Origin of the sequence: Chitinophaga lutea, assembly GCF_003813775.1 — a bacterium.
In the GTDB taxonomy this organism is placed as follows: Bacteria; Bacteroidota; Bacteroidia; order Chitinophagales; family Chitinophagaceae; genus Chitinophaga; species Chitinophaga lutea.
On record NZ_RPDH01000003.1, the window covers coordinates 489281 to 508163 of the forward strand.

General features: G+C 55.0%; 11 protein-coding genes. 10 read left to right on the plus strand and 1 reads right to left on the minus strand.

Going from position 1 to position 18883, the window contains the following annotated elements:
• Positions 1 to 74: 74 nt before the first annotated feature.
• The 3 genes from EGT74_RS25130 (at position 75) to EGT74_RS25140 (ending at position 2660) form a co-directional block, all read left to right on the plus strand.
• Positions 75 to 458 carry a DUF5655 domain-containing protein gene (locus tag EGT74_RS25130; RefSeq protein ID WP_123849372.1) on the plus strand — a complete coding sequence of 128 codons (384 nt, stop codon included), beginning with the start codon at positions 75 to 77 and terminating at the stop codon, positions 456 to 458.
• Between the two features lie 839 nt (positions 459 to 1297).
• A complete protein-coding gene (locus tag EGT74_RS25135) occupies positions 1298 to 1855 on the plus strand; it encodes a Crp/Fnr family transcriptional regulator (RefSeq protein WP_220392968.1) in 558 nt (185 codons plus the stop codon).
• A 67-nt stretch (positions 1856 to 1922) separates the two neighbouring features.
• The gene (locus tag EGT74_RS25140; RefSeq protein ID WP_123849374.1) at positions 1923 to 2660 is read left to right on the plus strand and encodes an SDR family oxidoreductase; all 738 of its coding nucleotides are present in this window, start codon (positions 1923 to 1925) and stop codon (positions 2658 to 2660) included.
• A 2-nt stretch (positions 2661 to 2662) separates the two neighbouring features.
• Here EGT74_RS25140 and EGT74_RS25145 read toward each other — a convergent pair whose 3' ends face one another.
• The gene (locus tag EGT74_RS25145) at positions 2663 to 3676 is read right to left on the minus strand and encodes a LacI family DNA-binding transcriptional regulator (RefSeq protein WP_123849375.1); all 1014 of its coding nucleotides are present in this window, start codon (positions 3674 to 3676) and stop codon (positions 2663 to 2665) included.
• 252 nt (positions 3677 to 3928) lie between these two features.
• Here EGT74_RS25145 and EGT74_RS25150 point away from each other — a divergent pair, with 252 nt between their 5' ends.
• From EGT74_RS25150 to EGT74_RS25180, 7 genes are all read left to right on the plus strand, one after another.
• A complete protein-coding gene (locus EGT74_RS25150) occupies positions 3929 to 7084 on the plus strand; it encodes a SusC/RagA family TonB-linked outer membrane protein (protein ID WP_123849376.1) in 3156 nt (1051 codons plus the stop codon).
• A 74-nt stretch (positions 7085 to 7158) separates the two neighbouring features.
• Positions 7159 to 8730: a RagB/SusD family nutrient uptake outer membrane protein gene (locus EGT74_RS25155; protein ID WP_220392969.1), complete on the plus strand. Its 1572-nt coding sequence runs from the start codon at positions 7159 to 7161 to the stop codon at positions 8728 to 8730.
• Between the two features lie 2 nt (positions 8731 to 8732).
• Positions 8733 to 9623, plus strand: a complete 891-nt coding sequence (locus tag EGT74_RS25160; RefSeq protein WP_123849377.1) for a DUF5017 domain-containing protein — start codon at positions 8733 to 8735, stop codon at positions 9621 to 9623.
• Positions 9624 to 9631: 8 nt separating this feature from the next.
• A complete protein-coding gene (locus tag EGT74_RS25165) occupies positions 9632 to 11314 on the plus strand; it encodes a sodium:solute symporter family protein (protein ID WP_123849378.1) in 1683 nt (560 codons plus the stop codon).
• A 152-nt stretch (positions 11315 to 11466) separates the two neighbouring features.
• A complete protein-coding gene (locus EGT74_RS25170; RefSeq protein ID WP_246008299.1) occupies positions 11467 to 14040 on the plus strand; it encodes a glycerophosphoryl diester phosphodiesterase in 2574 nt (857 codons plus the stop codon).
• A gap of 3 nt (positions 14041 to 14043) precedes the next feature.
• Positions 14044 to 17364, plus strand: coding sequence for a hypothetical protein (locus tag EGT74_RS25175; RefSeq protein ID WP_123849379.1), 3321 nt, complete (start codon positions 14044 to 14046; stop codon positions 17362 to 17364).
• Between the two features lie 20 nt (positions 17365 to 17384).
• Positions 17385 to 18773, plus strand: a complete 1389-nt coding sequence (locus EGT74_RS25180) for an SGNH/GDSL hydrolase family protein (protein WP_123849380.1) — start codon at positions 17385 to 17387, stop codon at positions 18771 to 18773.
• The last annotated feature ends 110 nt before the right edge of the window (positions 18774 to 18883 follow it).

Sequence of the window (18883 nt, forward strand, 5' to 3'; positions counted from 1 at the left end):
AACCGACAGTGCTGGAAAATAGAAGTATTTACTGATATTGCATGGTATGCCGTCATCTCAAATGTAAGCGATATATGCCAATCAACGAAACGCCCGACAATAACGCACTGCACGCCATGCTGGCCGGTAAATCAGCCACAACCCTCGCCCTGTTCGATCATTTTGTGGCTGAATTCGGCAGAATCGGTGACGTACAGCTATTTCCGGCGAAAACCATGATTGGGGTAGCAAATGCACAGAAAAGGATCGCCTACGTTACTCAGCTGGGCAAAAACTTCGTGCATGTGGTATTCCCGTTTAAAAAGCCTTATAACGACAATCTCTGTTTCCAGAAAATTGCGCAAGTGCCTGGCGATCAGCATCAGTTCAATCACCATTTCCGGATGTACCATCCGGATGACGTGAACGACGAAGTAAAAACGTATATGCGGCTGGCTTTTACCGGTGAAAAGGCTTAAATCGCCGCAAATGCCCATCCGCGGGGCAATTACGGCCGTCTGCTTGTTAAGGGCTGGTTAATCGAGACCACCGGGACAGCGTTTACGGAGTATTTTATAGCGTTCACGGAATACCGCTTTGTACCGGTTATTTACAGGCTTATCTTTACATCGGTTTTTCATAGGATATGGTTAAAAATATTGAAGGGCGGTATTCTTACCGCCCTTGTTTTTTCTCCGCCTTTCCGCGCGTAACACTCCATCATCGCATTACAACATTCCAATACACAATTCCGCACGTTCCCCTGATATTTTATATCGTTCACGGAATACCGCTTTGTACCGGTTATTTACAGGCTTATCTTTACATCGGTTTTTCATAGGATATGGTTAAAAATATTGAAGGGCGGTATTCTTACCGCCCTTGTTTTTTTGCCTTTCCACCCGCAGCACTCCATCACCACATTACAAACATTATAATACACAATTCCGCACGTTCCCCTGATATTTTATAGCGTTCACGGAATACCGCTTTGCACCGGTTATTTGCGGCTTATCTTTACATCGGTTTTTCATAGGATATGGTTAAAAATATTGAAGGGCGGTATTCTTACCGCCCTTGTTTTTTTCCTTCGGTCAGGCATACACTGCATCACTACTTCAGAACACACAATTTCCCGCGTTCCCTTGGTATTTTCCAGCATTCACGGAATATCATTTTACCCTGCTACTTCACGGCTTATCTTTATATCGGTTTTTCATAGGATATGGTTAAAAATTTGGAAGGGCGGTATTCTTACCGCCTTTATTTTTTCAGAAAGTCCTAACTTACAACCCTACCTGCCCGCGTTATGGAAAACATGCTCATTCAATATATCCGCTCTATTGTTACGGTGCCGCCTGCGGAGGCGGAAAAATTGCTGGATTTGGGGAAAGCTGTCTCTGTCCGTAAGGGCGATTATTTTATACACGAAGGACAGATACCCCGCAAATTTGCATTTGTCGGCAAAGGCCTGTTCCGGTATCTGTATGTAGATGGAGAGGGGAGGGAATACACGAAGAATTTCATGCCGGAACAGCATTTTATCGCAGCCTACTCTTCCATGATCGCGCGGCAGCCTTCCCGTATGTTCATAGAAGCGCTGGAAGACAGCGACATCCTCGAACTGGATTACGCAGGATGGTTACAGCTGCTTCAGGGCCACGCCTGCTGGAGCCGGTTGCTCATCAGGATGCTGGAGCATGCCTTTTCCGTCAAAGAAAACCGGGAGCGCGACCTGCTGCTGCTTGATGCCGGGAAACGGTACGACCTTTTCCGCGCCGAATTCCCCGGGCTTGAAAAGCGGGTGGCCCAGCACCTGATCGCTTCTTATCTCGGCATCTCTCCCGTGTCGCTCAGCCGCCTGCGGAAAAAATAAGCGTCTTAACATAGGTTAATGTTTCCCTGTGGCGAATGTTGTCCCTTTGGGGCAAAGTAACATTCGTATGCAACTACATGGAAACACGGTACTGATTACCGGCGGCAGTTCGGGAGCAGGCCTAGCACTCGCCGCCGTATTGCTGGAAAAAGGCAACCGCGTGCTCATCTGCGGGCGCTCGGAAGAAAAACTGGCGGCAGCAAAGCGGCAATTGCCACAGGCGCATATTTTCCGCTGCAACATCGCGGACGCTAACGATTGCAGGCGATTGTGCGAATGGGTAGCCGCCAACCACCCCGACTGTAACATCCTGGTGAATAACGCGGCCATCGTGCACCGCAAACAGTTTTTGACGGAACCGGGCATCCTGGAAATGGGAGAGCAGGAGTTCTCGACCAATGTGCTGGGTCCCATCCGCCTCATCAAAATGCTGATCCCACTGCTGACGGAAAACAGGCAACCGGCCGTAGTGAACATCACTACCGGCCTTGTATATGCGCCCAAGGCGGCTTACCCGTTCTACAACGCTACCAAAGCGGCGCTGCACGCCTTCACGCAGGTATTGCGCCTGCAGGCGGCGGGTTTGCCCGTAAAAATCTTTGAAGTGATGCTGCCGGCCATGAATACGCCCTGGCATGAAGGGAACCCGCCGGCCATCGCCATCCCCGTAGAAAAGGCGGTGGCGGAAATGCTGTGCGGGCTGGAAAAAGACAAACCGGAAATAAGGGTGGCGGGCGTGAAATTGTTATACCTGCTGTCGAGGATAGCACCGGGGTTGGCGCTCAGGAAAATCAATGCATTGTAAGCCTAGCTCGATTTGCGTATCACCAGTTCCGTTTTTAATACGCGGATGATGGACTTCCAGTCAGACACCTCGCGGTTGATCTGGTCGATCAGCAATTGCGCCGCCGTGCGCCCGATTTCGCGGACGGGCTGCGATACCGTGGTAAGCGGCGGATCGATGAGGCCGGACACGAAATCGTTGCTGAAACCGACCACTGCGATGTCTTCCGGCACCCGCAGCCCTCTTTTGCGGATCACCTGGATGGTTTCGATCGCTGTAGGGTCGTTGACGGCGAAAATCGCGTCGGGCGGATTGTCGAGGTTCAGCAGGTGGTTCACGTAAATTTTCACCTTGTCGATATTAAGGTCGTATGTGATCATCAGCTCCTCATCCTGCGGGATGTTGTGTTTGCGCAACGCCGCCTTATAGCCGTTCAGCCGCTTTTCGGAAATTTTCAGGGAAGAGGGGCCGGCCAGGTGGGCGATGCGCTTCCTGCCAGACTCGATCAGGTAACTCACCGCACGGAAAGAACCATCGTAATCGTCCACGATCACTTTCGGCACGTCCATCTCATCGCACACCCGGTTGAAAAAAACAATGGGAATTCCCTTCCGCTGGAATATTTTCAGGTGATCATAGTTGCGCGTTTCTTTGGTGATCGACACCAGGATGCCGTCTACCTGGTTGGCCAGCATCACTTTCGTATTGGCTACTTCCGTTTCATAACTTTCATCGCTCTGGCAGATCACCGTGGAATACCCGGCCTTGCTGGCCACCTCCTGCGCGCCGATGATGGCCGTGGGAAAGTAGGAACTGTTGAATTCGGGCACGATGATGCCGATGGTATTGGTCTTTTTCGTGATGAGGCTGATGGCCAGCATATTCCGCTGATAGTCGAGCTTTTCGGCCAGCTCCAGCACGGCCTGCCGGGTTTCCGGCTTCACGCTCTTATGCCCCGTCAATGCCCGCGAAACGGTGGATTTGGAGAGATTCAGCTCCTTCGCAATGTCGATAATGGTGATCTGGTGCCTTTTCATGCTGCTAAGAAACGAATTATTTCGATTGATGGGAACATTCCCGCAAAATGGGAATGTTCCCATTTTATTCCGGGCACTTTTTTCTGCGTTATATAGCTGTTAAGTTTTAATCTTTGGCAATCAATTAAATTCACACGTATGAAAAAGCTGTTGCTCCTCACCGGCTCGCCGGAGCATATTTATGCCACGTTTATGGAGTGTTCCGGTATTTCTGCACTGCACGCATAGTTCAATTTAAAACACGTTGGTTGTATGAATGTCAAGATCTTTTTAATGCTATCGTTGTGTATTGCGTTTATCCGTACCGCCTATGCACAAAATTCCACCAGCCCGGACAGAACCATCACCGGGAAAATTACGGACATGGAGGGAGAGCCGCTCCCGGGAGTAACCATTCTCCTGAAAGGCGGCAAAGCCCAGGCCATGACCAACGACGTAGGGGTGTATTCCATCCGCATCCCGCAAACGCCCAGCCCTGTGCTCGTTTTTTCTTTCGTGGGCTTCCATACCAAGGAAGCGCGCCTCGCACCGGGCGCCACCGTTTACAACACCAAACTGGAACCGTCCATTAAGGGCCTGAACGACGTAGTCGTAATCGGTTACGGTACCGTGAAAAGAAAAGACGTAACGGGCAGCGTAGGGGAAGTGAAGATGGCCGACATGGAAAAGGCCCCGGTTGCCAGCTTCGAACAGGCGCTGGCAGGCAGGGTGGCGGGTGTACAGGTATCCTCGACCGACGGCCAGCCGGGCGCAGGTCTCCAGATCGTTATCCGCGGCAACAACTCGGTTACGCAGGAGAACTCCCCACTGTACGTGGTGGACGGATTTCCCATGGAAAGCCCGGACAATAACGTGATCAACCCGGCGGACATCGCCTCCATCGAAGTGCTGAAAGACGCTTCGGCCACGGCCATTTACGGCGCCCGCGGCGCCAACGGGGTGATCATGATCACCACCAAGCAGGGCAAACTCGGCGCACCGGTGGTCAATTACCAGACCTGGATGGGCGTGATGCAGAACATCCGCCAGCAGGAAATGATGGAACCCTACGAGTTCGTGAAATACCAGCTGGAAATGAACCCCGGCATGTATACGCCCATCTACCTGAAAGACGGGAAAACGCTGGAAAGCTACCGCAATGTGAAAGGCGTGAACTGGCAGGACCTCGTGTTCCGCAACGCCTTCGTGCACAACCACAACCTGTCGCTGCGCGGCGGTACGGATAAAACGAAGTATTCGCTCTCCGGTTCCATCCTGTCGCAGGACGGTATCATCATCAACAGCGGTTTCCGCCGTTACCAGGGCCGCGCGTCCATCGACCAGACGATCAGCAACAAGGTAAAAGCCGGCATCAACGTCAATTATACCGGCACCAAAACCTTCGGCACTTTCGCGAATTCAACGACCAGCGGTCCCGCCAGCGGCCCCACATCCAGCCTGATGTACAGCGTATGGGGTTTCCGCCCGGTAACCGGTGATTCCACGAACGACGCGTCGCTGATCGACGAGCCGTTCGACCCGAACGTGGACCCGCTCGCCGAGTGGCGCATCAACCCGATCATTTCCACCAAAAACGAATACAACCCTTCTTTCAACAATACCCTCATCGCGAATGCCTACGCGGAGTTCAAACCGCTGAAGTACTTCACGCTGCGGATCACGGGCGGCCTTACGAAAATCAACATCCGCCGCGAATTGTTCAATAACTCCAACACGCGCCTGGGCAATCCCAAGAGCAGCGCGCTGGGGGTGAACGGCTCGGTCGACAACCAGGAGATCAATAACCTGCTGAACGAAAACACGCTCAGTTATGTGCGCACTTTCAATAAAAAACACAACCTGAATGTGGTAGGAGGGGTGACGCTGCAAAAAATATCGAGCTACCGTTTCGGTTTCAGCTCCACGCAGGTGCCCAACGAGGCGCTGGGTATGAGCGGCCTCGATGAAGGTACTGTAACGGCTTCGCCCAACGAAAAGTCGAGCAATGCGCTGATGTCGTTCCTCGGCCGCGTGAACTACGGTTACAATTCGAAATACCTGCTGACGGTATCGTTCCGCGCCGACGGCTCCTCCAAATTCGCAAACGGCAACAAATGGGCCTCGTTCCCCTCCGGTGCGCTGGCCTGGCGGATCATCGAGGAACCGTTCATGAAGCAGTTCAACTGGCTGTCTGACGCCAAACTGCGCGCAGGCTACGGCCTTACCGGCAATAACCGCGTGCTGGATTTTGCGTACCTCTCGTCGCTGCAGACGTTCGTGTATTCCGGGTATTCCTACGGCAACAACCTCGAAGCGGGTCTCATCCCCGGCAACCTGGGCAACAGGAAGCTGAAATGGGAAACCACCGCGCAGACAGACATCGGCCTCGACCTCGGGTTCCTCAAAAACCGCATCACCCTCACCACCGACTATTACAAAAAGAATACGCGCGACCTGTTGCTGCTGGCCACGCTGCCGGGCTCAACCGGTTACCTGAGCGGTTTCCGGAACGTAGGCCGCGTATCGAACGAAGGGCTCGAATTCACCCTGAACACGGTGAACGTGCAGGGGAAAAAATTCACCTGGTCGAGCAACTTCAACATCGCCTTCAACCGCAACAAGGTGCTGCAGCTGAACGACGGAGAGCCGAGCATGGCCACCCGCATCACCTGGGGCAACTTCAACAACGCTTTCCCCTACATCGCCATCCCCGGCCAGCCGATCGCGCAGTTTTACGGGTTCCTCTTCGACGGGGTGTACCAGTACAGCGATTTCAACAAACTGCCCAACGGGAGTTATGTGCTGAGAGACGATGTGCCCAACAATACCATGCCTCGCGCCAATATCACGCCGGGCCATATCAAATACAAAGACATTAATAACGACGGGCAGGTGGATAACAACGACCTCACCATCATCGGCAATCCCAACCCGAAACACACGGGCGGTTTCTCGAACAACTTCACCTACGGCGGTTTCGACCTGAACGTATTTTTCCAGTGGAGCTACGGGAACGATCTGCTGAACGCTAACCGCATCGAATTCGAAGGCGGCGACGTGGTGCGGCACTACCTCAACATGTTCAAATCGTTCGAAAAACGCTGGACGCCCGAGAATCAGACCAACGAGCTGTACCGCGTAGGCGGCCAGGGCCCGCAGGTCTATTCGTCCCGCACCATCGAGGATGGCTCATACCTCCGCCTGAAAACGGTGGCGCTGGGTTACACCCTGCCGGCGAGCATCCTGAGAAGGGCGCATATCAAAACGCTGCGGGTATACGCGGCTGCGCAGAACCTGTACACGTGGACGAACTACACCGGCCTCGATCCGGAAGTGTCTGTCCGCCATTCGGCCCTCACGCCGGGCTTCGACTGGTCTGCCTATCCGAAAGCGCGCACGCTTACCCTGGGGCTCGATCTTACTTTTTAATGTTTAAAAAGTGGTGTGGATGAAACCGGGTATGTTCTGCGAGATTCCATCCGGCCACTGAAAAATAAATTGTTATGATGAAACGCATCCTTATATGCTTATTACTGGCCGCCTCTACCATGAGCGCCTGTAACAAGTTCCTGGAAACGGAACCGGAAGACTTTGTGACGCCGGAAAACTATTACAATACGGAAGCCGACCTGCGCCGCGCGCTGAACGGGGTGTACAACCGGCTGATCGACAACTTCGGGCGCATGTATTCCCGTGGCCTGTTTACCTACCTGTCTATCAGCGATGAGTTCTTCTTCAAAAGCATCACTATCAACAACATCCGCGTGATGGAATTCGACGCGGGCCAGCTGGACATCGGGCGTTTCTGGGAAACGGCCTACCAGGGCATCGACCGGGCGAACCTCCTGCTCGAGAACATCAACAAGCCGAAGATGGACGAAACCAAACGGAATGTCATCAAAGGGGAAGCGCTGTTCCTGCGAGGGTATTATTATTTCCTGCTGGTGGACAACTTTGGCGGTGTACCGCTGAAACTCGTGTCTACCAAATCACCGAATGAGGCCTTCCTGCCCCGCTCCACCGTGAAGGAAGTATACACCCAGATCCTGAAAGACATGCTGGAAGCGGAGAAACTCGTGAGCGACATCAACGGGTATACTTACAACGAAACCGTTACCCAAACCGCCGTACAGGCCATCCTGGCGAGGGTGTACCTCACCATGGCAGGGGAGCCGCTGAAGGAAACAGCGCGTTACAAGGATGCGCTGGAATATGCCGACAAGGTGATCAATTCCGGCCGCCATTCCCTCAGCCCGGACTACAAACAGATTTTTATCAATCACTCGCAGGATAAATACGACTTGCAGGAGTGCATCTGGGAAGTGGGCATGTATGGCAACCAGCTGGGCAATGCGCAACTGGCCGGCGCCGTGGGTATCGAGAACGGCCTGGAATGCCCGGACGACAAGATCGGGTATAGCGGCGGCAGCGTGCATCCCACCGCGCGGCTGTTCAGTCTCTATGCCGCTACGGATCTGCGCCGCGACTGGGCCATCGCACCTTACCGCTATGTCACCACCAACGGCGTAACCACCAAATCGAACTACACCGCCGCGCAGATCTATGATCGCACCTGCGGGAAATGGCGCCGGGAATATGAAATGTCCACGCCGAAAAACCGGAGCTACAACTCCACCAACTTCCCCGTTATCCGTTATGCGGATGTGCTGCTGATGAAGGCGGAAGCCGAGAATGAAGTGAACGGGCCCAGCGCTGCGGCTTACAACGCGTTGAACATGGTGAGAAGAAGGGGCTACGGCAAGCCGCTGGGCACACCGGATGCCGCGGTGGATGCGCCGGCAGGCATGGATAAAGCGGCGTTCCTCGCGTACATCCAGGATGAGCGCGCCCGTGAGCTGTCGTTTGAAGCCATGCGCAAACACGACCTGATCCGCTGGGGGCTCTATTTGTCCAAAATGCAGTCGCTTGCCGCGGAAATCACCGCCACAGCGCCTTCCGGCCTCAAATATGCAGCCAATGCCGCTAAAAATATCACGCCCAGGAACCTGGTGTTCCCTATTCCTAACACAGAACTGACGGTGAACCGCCTGATCGTTCAAAATCCGAACTGGTAAACATGCGTAAGGTATTCTATACACTGGCTGCGGCCATGCTGCTGGCGGCCTGTAAAAAAGACAAAGTGTCGATGCCCGACTTCCAGGTGCACACCAGCTCCCTGACTTACAAAGTGGGCGACACGGTAAAATTCATCTTCACGGGCAACCCGGACAACATCTCGTTCTTTTCCGGCGAACCGGGCCGCAATTACGAGTTCCGGAAACGCACCAGCGCCGCGAACGACCTCCGGATTGAATTCGGCAGTTGGGTGCAGTTCGGGGTGATCTATCCCAACCTGCAACTGCTCGTATCCAACAACTACAACGGTAAAGCCACGGCGGCCGACATTCAGGCGGCTACGTGGACGGATATCAGCAGTCGCGCCAAATTCTCCACCGGCGCAGACAATACGCCTTCCGGCCTCCTGAGCCTGAAAGAGTTTGCGCGGCCGCAAAAGGATTCCGCCATGGTTTACGTGGCGTTTCGTTACACCGATACCAAAAAAACACAGGGGCAAAACCGCTGGGTGATACGTACCTTCAGTGCCACGAACGTGTCTGACGACGGCGTGGTGACCCCGCTGGCCGTGATGGCCACGGGCGGCTGGCAGCAGGTGGATTTTAAGAATCCTGCGGCCGTATGGAGCATCACCACGGCGCAGCTGCTGATGTTCGGCGGCAACGCTACGGCTGACGACAATGAAGACTGGGTGATCAGCAAGGGTTTCAATCCCTGGCAGATCGCGCCCGATGCAGGAGCGGGGCTGAAAAACGTGAGCGGCGTGATGAATGAATACGCCTACGTGTACAAGAAACCCGGCACCTATAAAGTTGTATTCGATGCGTCGAACGTGCGGTACAACGGCGAAAAACGCCTGACCCGCGAAGTTACATTAACCATTACACCATAGGCAGAATTATGAATGTTGCGATTGATACGTCGGTAATTGTTGTTTTCTCGGTATTTATCATGCTGGTGGGTTTTTCTTTTTCAAGAACGGGCCGTAACCTGAAATCGTTTTTTGCAGCGGGAGAGGCGGTGCCCTGGTTTATCGGCGGCCTTTCCCTGTTTATGAGCTTTTTCTCCGCAGGCACCTTCGTGGCCTGGGGCTCCATTGCCTACAAATACGGCTGGGTGGCGGTCACCATTCAATGGACGATGTGCATCGGCGGCCTGGTAACGGGTCTCTACATCGCACCGAAATGGAAGGCCACGGGCAACCTCACCGCCGCGGAGTTTATCCGCGAACGGCTGGGCGCCGGCGTACAGCAATCGTACATCTATATCTTTATGCTGGTGTCGCTGCTGATCAAAGGATCCGTGTTGTATTCCGTGGCCAAGCTCGTGAGCTCTTCACTCGGTTTTCCGCTCATGCCGAGCACCGTGGTGCTGGGCCTCTTCATGATCGCCTACACCGCCGTGGGCGGGCTGTGGGCGGTGATGGTGACAGACATCCTGCAATTCGTGATACTGACCGCCGCCGTATTGATCATCATTCCCCTCGCATTCGACGCCGCGGGCGGGCTGGACCAGTTCCTCCACTTTTCGCCGGAAGGTTTTTTCAGCGTGGTGAACGGGGAGTATACCTGGGGTTTCATTTTAGCCTTTGCGTTATACCATATTTTTTACATCGGCGGCAACTGGACGTTCGTGCAGCGCTATACCAGCGTGGACACGCCAAAGTCGGCTTCCAAAGTGGCTTACCTCTTCGCCGGGCTGTATATCATCAGTCCCGTTTTATGGATGCTGCCGCCCATGCTGTATAAACTGATCAATCCTTCACTGCAGGGGCTGGATGCGGAAAACGCCTACCTGATGGTGTGCAAGCATGTGCTGCCGGCGGGATTGATGGGATTGATCCTGACGGGCATGTATTTTTCCACGTCCGCTTCCGCCAATACGGCGTTGAATGTAGTGTCCGCGGTATTCACCAACGATATTTACAAAGGCCGCATCAACCCCGGCGCTTCCGATAAAAAACTGATGTTCGTGGCCCGTTTATCGTCGTGGTTCTTCGGGCTGGGCATGATCGGGATTGCACTGATCGTACCGTATATCGGCGGCATCGTGGAGTTTACCCTGAGCATCGGCGCCATTACCGGCGGACCATTGCTGGCGCCGCCCATCTGGGCGCTGTTCTCCAAACGGCTGAACGGCAGGGCCACGTTGCTGATCACCATCATCAGCCTGGCGGCGAATTTATTATTCAAGATCATTTTACCGTTCACGTCCGACATCAGGCTCAGCCGAGCCGATGAAATGCTGGTAGGCGTGGGGCTGCCGTTTTTAATGCTGGTGGCCTACGAAATTTACGCCCGCATGCGCGGCTCCATCAGCGAAGAATACCTGCACCTGCAGCAGGTGCGGGCCGAAAGGAAAATCGAGCGGCTTGCGCCCGATCCGGAAGAAGCGCTGGCCATTCACCAGCAGAATATTTTCGGGTTGAAAGTGATCGCTTTCTCGCTGGCGTTTATTGCCCTGCTGCTATATGTGCTTTGTTTCTTCGCCGCCGGCAGCGCCGTGCTGGTAGCGGTGATTGCGACGGTTATTCTTTTACTGGCGCTCATCCCGCTGAGGGCTTCACGGAAAAAGGCAGCTTGATGGATGGGAGGAACTTAAATATGATGGCCGGAGGTTTCATTGCAAGAATGTGCAAACCGGAAACGGCTGCTGAAGGTTTTATCGAAAAAGGATGGGTGATGAAAGAACGAATTTTTCATACTGTTGAAAGTTGTATTGAAAAAAGTAAGGTGGTGCGTAGCACCAAACAGCTGATTGCATCGGCAGCAGGGCGGAGATTATTCGCCCTGTTGGCATTGGTATTGACAGGATGGACTGCCTCGGCACAGATCACTGTGGAAAGCAGGGGTGTGCAATTACGCTGGGAACATTCGGAGAAGGGGTACCAGCTGAAAGGCCTCGCCGTGAAGCAGGGCGGCCGCTGGTTGCCGTTGCCGCATACGAGCGGCGAATATACCGTGTTGTATTCGGCAGAGAAACCATCTGCCACGGAGCCCATCCCGGTATATGATGCCAAAGGAGCACAGATCGATTTCCCCGAAAAAAAATATCATTACGTCATTCCCCTCTGGAAGGAGCTCACCAGTCCGGTGCAGCTCAATACCGCCGGTGAGGCCTGGCATTTTTATCCTTCTGCGGCCAGGGACGTTCATTCCCGCGCACAGGTGTTTTCTGCGGAAAACAATCGCGCGGAAATCACCGCTATGTGGATGCTGGACACGCTGTATTCTACAGATGTGCAAGTACGGATTACGCTCAAAGCGAAGGCCGACGGCTATTTTTCCGTGGCCACCCCCACGCTGGCGGTTTACCCGGAAAACAGTTTCGCCTGGGCCGGTATTCCCGGTTATTACCAGAGCAACTTTATAGAGAAAGATTTTGTGAAGGCGGCGGTGTATATGCAGGGTATCCCTGAAAAACCGTTGCTTGTGCGGGAAAGGGCGGCGTCTACGCTGTCGCCTTTTATCGAAGGCAAGAACCGTGTAACCATGGCCGTTATCCCGGAACCGGGCACCGGCCGCGATCCCTGGGCTACCAATACCAAAACGCAGGACGCCTGGCGGTTGGGGCTTTCCCTGATGAACCGCAAAGGGCAGCTGTCGCCCACGCTCTACCATCCCGTGCTGGGGCAGGAAGGGTCTGCTTTGAAGAAGGGTGAAACGGTGGAGTTTTCTTTCCGTTATTCCCTGCAGCCCGCCAATTGGTACACCGTATACAAACATGCCATCAACGACATTTACCGCTTCCCGGATTTCCTGGCGCTGAAAGAAACCCGCCGTTCGCTGACCGACCGCATCCTGGCGATGCATCAGTATGTGATCAGCGATTCCACGTCGCTTTGGCGCACGGAGGACTTTAACGGCATGAAAATAGGCGCCCAGGCATATCTCGGCGGCGTATACGGCTCGGAGAAAGATGCCATGAAGAATTCTGATTACGGCGCGATGTGGATGCTGGCTTCCATTACGAACGACCCGGTATTAAAAGAAACACGGCTACCCTTCGCCCGTAATTTTAAACTGCAGCAGCAGACCACTACAGGGGGATTCTTCCGCGGCGCTGCTGCGGGACAATACTACCTGTCGAAAAGCAAGCGGTTCACGGAAGAATGGGGGCCTTACGTGGAGCCCATCGGCACCACCTATTACGTGCTGATGGATGCGGGGAATATCCTGCTCTTCAATCCCGCCGATACGGCCATGAAACATGTATTGACGGCGGCGGCAGATCGTTTGCTGGGCTGGATGGGCAGCAGCGGTAACTGGCAGGTGGCATACGACCATGCCACGCAGGCGCCGATGTTCCGCGAAGTGGAAGACCTCCGGCCTACGTTCTACGGGTTGCTGATTGCTTACAAAATATTAAAACAGCCTAAATACCTTGCGGCTGCGAAAAAGGGCGCCGATTGGTACATACAGCATGCGGTGGATAAGGGGAGTTTCCTGGGCGTGTGCGGCGATACCCGGTTTGTGCCGGACTTCGCCACCGGCCAGAGTGTTCAGGCATTGCTTGAATTGTTTGAACTGACAGGACAGGAAAAATACCGCGCCGCCGCTATTAAAACCGCCAGGTTTTACACCACGTCCGTGTACACGCATCCCATTCCCGACAATGCCGTCAAAACGGTGAACGGCGTGGAAAGAAAAGACTGGGAGATCAGCCAGGCCGGCCTCAGTTTCGAACACGGCGGCACCTTTGGCAGCGCCAATAAACGCGGCCCTATTCTGCTGGCGAGCCATGCCGGCTTGTTTGTGCGCATGTTCACAATCACGAAAGATTCGCTCTTCCTGCATATGGCGCGTGCCGCGGCGCTGGGCCGCGATGCATTCGTAGACCCCGCCACCGGTGTGGCGTCTTATTATTGGGATGTGATGAACAAAGGCGCCGGTCCATACCCCCATCATGCCTGGTGGCAGATCGGGTGGATTACGGATTACCTGCTGGCCGAAGCGGAATTGCGCTCCGGCGGTAAGGTGAAATTTCCGCGTGGTTTCATCACGCCGAAAGTAGGCCCGCACCAGTCGTACGGCTTTGCGCCGGGCATGGTGAACGGCACGCCCGCGCAGTTGATGCTCCGGCAGGGACTGCTGCAGACGGATTCGCCTTACCTCGATTATTACTGCGCTATCAGCGAAAAACAGAAAAAGCTATTCTTCATACTCCTGAATAACCACCACCAGGCGCTGCGCACTACCGTGAAAGCTCATTACGCCGCTGTTCCGGTAACACCCGCAAACGCTGCAACGGACATCGCGGTGCACATCAAACCCTATGGTATACAGGTTGTTGAAATAAATCTCCGGTAACAGATGAAAGGGCTCCTGATATGGATGTTGTTGGTCGCTGCGGGCATGATGCCGGCGGCCGCGCAACGCAGTTATTTCATAGAAGCGGAAGACTTCCGCATCCGCGGCGGCTGGATAGCCGAAAAGCCGCCCGGGGTGGAGGTGTCCGGTCAGCAGATTTTGCGGGTGTTGTCGGGAGGCGTGAAGGCCGCCGATGCGCTCACCATGATCAGGATAGCAACACCCGGCACTTACACCGTTTGGGCGCGCACCATCGACTACCCGGCCGATAGGCCCGGTACCCGTTTGTTCCGCGTACTGGTGAACGACGTGCCCATGGAAAACGAATCCGGCAAACACGGCAAAGAAGGTTACCACTGGGAAAAGGCCGGCATCGCCCGGCTTGATACCGGCGAGAACGTCATTCAGCTGCGCGATTCCCGCGGCAACTTCGCCAGGGTGGATGCCGTTTTCCTCACGGCGGAAAACATCGATCCGGCTACCGCCAACCTGCAGCCGTATAAGACAGCACATCTCTCCATATCCACCACACCAGCACCGCAACCCGCCACACCGGTGGTGAAAATTCCTGAAGGTGCGGCGGTAGCGGCTACCCTGGAAAACGAATTCCTGAAACTGGAGTTTGTCAAAGCAGGGCATCTCGCCGCCCGCACGGCGGTGAAACAATCCGGCAGCTGGCAATACCTCCGTGAAGGCATGGAAGAGCACCGCTTATTATTGCTCAGCGCCGATAACCCGCAGATCACCTTCGGTGGTTTTTTTCCGGGCTGGAACGGTTCGCTGGGCTTCAGCAATTTTACCTGCAGGGGAAAAAACTATACCATCATGGAGCCTGAGAACCTGCGCAATCCTTTTTTGTCCGGCACCCTCACGGCCTTTCAGGCAACGGCGGCGGAGCCCGCCGGGAAGCACCGTTTGGTGGTGACGTACCAGTCGCGTGACGGGCAAACCATCAAAGGCACCTGGGAATTATTGCCCGGCCATCGCCATCTCCAGCTGAACCTCCAATATACCGCGCCGAAAGCGGCCTATTATAGCCTGGTCGTTACCGCCTTCCAGGGCATGGCGCCGCAAAGGGTGGCTGAGATCCAGCTGCCGCCGATGTTCCAGTATCAGCGGATACCGGAGCAGCCGATGATATTAGCTTCGGCCATGATGCCGCAGCCATTGGCCATGGCGGAACTGAAGGAACAGCCGTTGACGACTTTCATCACGGGCGTGCGGGAAGGTTTTCCGCTCGACTGGGCCATGTCGGCAACATCGGTGATGGGGTTCGGCATCAAAAATGAACGGAACGAGGTACAGCCGGTTGCGCTATCGCCGGTGCCGGGGTTGAAGGATGCTAAACTCGCCGCCGGCCAGTCGCTGCAGCGTTCTTTCGCCGTGGGCGCGATGCCCTCCGGCTGGAACGATGCGCTGGAGTATATTTCAGACAGCATTTATGCGGTGAAAGACTATCGCCGCCAGCAATTGTCGCTGACGGAAACGATGTTCAATATCACCGATCTCCTGCGCAACGACACGGCCGCCGGCTGGGCGCCTGCGCTGAAAGGATTTTATGATATCGAAGCCGATCCCCATGCTGCGCCTACCGTCGTGCAGTCGGCCCCGTTAGCGGTGGTAGCCACGGCCATCCTGGGCCGTGATGAGGATTTTTACATCCGCCGCGCATTGCCGACGATTGAATATACCCTCAGCCGCAGCGGTTTCCGCTGGGCACAGAAAGGCATGAGCAAAAAGGCCGGCACCCTGAGCCCTTATGGTTCCCAGTATACCACAGCGTATTATGAAGGTTTGTACCGGCTGCTGGGGGAAACCAATCCCTGGCTGAAAAAAATAGCCCTGCCCAACAATAGCATCCGCGATGCGAAAGGGTATTCGGTGGTCATTCCCGCATGGACGCAGGAACTGGCCGCATACCGCCTCACCGGCCAGCGCAGCTGGCTGGACGCCGCGGCTGCTCATGCGGATGCGTTCATCAGTAGTGAAGTGCATGGGACCAAGACGGTGCCGCTCAGCAAACAGCCATTTTACAATACATCGTTTTACGCCTACTGGTGGGATTTCACCGATCTCTTTGACGCCACCGGCAATACGGCCTATCTCAAAGCCGCTGCTGATGCCGCATTCCATACGCTGGCCGGCGTGCGCAGTTACCCGGCCATCAAGGACACGCTGCAAACCATTCACCCCGGTAACGTGTACGAAGGCAATACCACCATGTGGTGGAAAGGTGGCGTCCGGTACCGGCTCGGGTTCCCGCGCCGTGCCGGTGATGCACCGGAGAAAAAAGTGCCCGAATCGCTGGTGTCGCCGGTGGGTTTGGGATTCGAACAGCCTTTCACATTTTTTGATCCGGGTAAGCTGGTACGGCATGTATTCATGAGCAACTGGGCGCCGCACCTGTTGCGGCTGCACGCGCAGGCGCCGCGGAAGATATTTGAAACCTACGCCCGCAATGCGGTGATCGGCCGGTTTACGAACTACCCGGGTTATTACGCCACCGGCTTCACAGACATCACCATGCAGCCGGATTTCCCGTACAAAGGCCCGGACGTCAGCTCCATCTACTATCATCATATTCCGCCCCATCTCGCTTTTACGATGGATTACCTGGTAACGGAAATCATGCAGCGAAGCGGCGGGAAAGTGCGCTTTCCTTATGCCAAGCAGGATGGTTTCGTATGGTTCAACAACCGGATTTTCGGGGCAGGAAAAGGGACGGTGATGGACGACGCCGGTGTGAGCCTCTGGCTGAAGCGCGGCCTGGTCACCATCGATAACCCCGCCGTCAATTACGTGACGGCCGTATCGGATAAACGTTTCTGGATATTGCTGACGAGTGAAGCGGATGAAGCATTGTCGTGCAACATCACCCTCGGCAACGAAGCGCCGGTGGCGGACAATGCCGCCCCCACGGCTTATCAGACCGAATCGGCTGTGACAGGCCGCAAAGTGACGGTAAACGTGGGCGCAAAAGGATTTGCGGCAGTGAGCTTTCCGCTGAACGGTAAAAGAGCCCCGGCGAAAATCAGCGTGCTGAAAGAAGGGATGCAGTCGGTCGATTTCGGGCCGGGCATCGGTATGTGCTACGTTTTCCGTATCCGTTCGCCTTTCGGCTGGGATTCGATATACGGTTATCTCGAATCCACCTTGTCCGACGGCGCAAAAGTAACCGTCAACATGAACCACAGTGAAGACACGCTGACGGCGTACCCGTTTGAATGGTCGTTCCACCCGTTGCAGGCAGGAGAGGAGGCGAACGTGAAAGTGGTGGTGACAACGAAAGACGGCAGAACATTTGAAAAGAACCTGATACTCTGACATTGCAGAAACACATCACCATGAGCCACACAAGGATAATCGGGAGCATCATGCTGTTGCTGGCATCCGGCGCTGCGTTGGCGCAGGGCAATAACGATCTGATTGCCGCTTCGCAGGCAGGGGCGTCGCCGTTGTACTTCCAGCCCGCGGCCAATACCGCACTGGTGAGCCCCGGTGCATTTTACAACGAAAAGGAATGTGCCCCGCGCAACGGGTTGCCTGCGTTCTTCAAAAAAGCGGCGGCCGGTAAACCGTTGCTGATCGGCTTCATCGGCGGCAGTATTACCCAGGGCAACGCCGGTTACCGCCCGCAAACGCTGCGGTATATACAGGCCATGTATCCGGGAACCGATATCAAAGCACTGAATGCCGGCGTGTCCGGTACCGGCACCGACCTTGGCGCCTGCCGCGTGAAAGAACAATTGCTGCAACACCGCCCCGACCTGGTGTTCGTGGAATTCGCCGTGAACGGCGCCTATGCGGAAGGCATGGAAGGCATCGTGCGGCAGGTGAAAAAAAGCGGGGCGGAAGTTTGCCTGATTTATACCATCACCGGTGCACATACAAAAATATACGCAGCAGGGAAGGTGCCAGAGAATGTGGCGGGTCTGGAGAAGATCGCCGCGCATTACGGCGTGCCGTCCATTCATCTCGGTATGGAAGCCTCCATGCTGGAGCAGCAGGGGCGCCTGTTGTGGAAAGGAGCAGCCGGCGATACGGCCGGTCATATCCTTTTTTCGACAGATGGTGTGCACCCCCTCGATGCCGGCGGCAATTTGTATGCGGCCGCCATTGCGAGAGGGATGGAGAAAATCAAGAAGGAAAAACCCACCGGCGGCAACAAACAGTTGCCCGCGCCGGTTTTTGCAGATAATTGGGAGGATGCGGGCATGTATGCGCCGCGCGACATCGCTGTTTTCAGCAAAGGCTGGGAACCGGTGATCATCCAACAGTTTGCGCCCTGGTTCCCCCAAATCGAAAAAGCATCCACGCCCGGTGAATCTTTCACGTTCCGCTTCAGGGGAACCGGCTTCGGCATTTTTGATGTGGGCGGACCGGAAGCAGGGCAGGTCACCATCGAAGTGAACGGCAAGTCGATGCAGGTGCAGCCGCCCCTGGTGCCGGGCACGCAGGTGTACCGGCTGGCGGAAGGCGACAGCCTGCCCGTGAACCGTTTCAACGTGTATTGCAACAACCGTTACCGCGGCCAGCACCAGTTTTTTACGCTGCCCTCCGGCGATTACACCGTCACCATCCGCCTATCGGGCCGGAAAGCAGATAAGCGCACCATACTGGGTCCGGAACAGGTGGACGATATTACGAAGCATCCCGAGAAGTACGACCAGACGGTATTGTACCTCGGCAGGATACTCATTAAAGGAACGCTGCAGTTAAACGGAAACCGGTGACAACAATGGTTGGGAATGCTCCCATAAATTGGGAATGTTCCCACCTTGTTGAGGACATGGTTTGTATGACAATGCTGTACGCGCAGTATTAAATTTGACTTTCAGTTGGA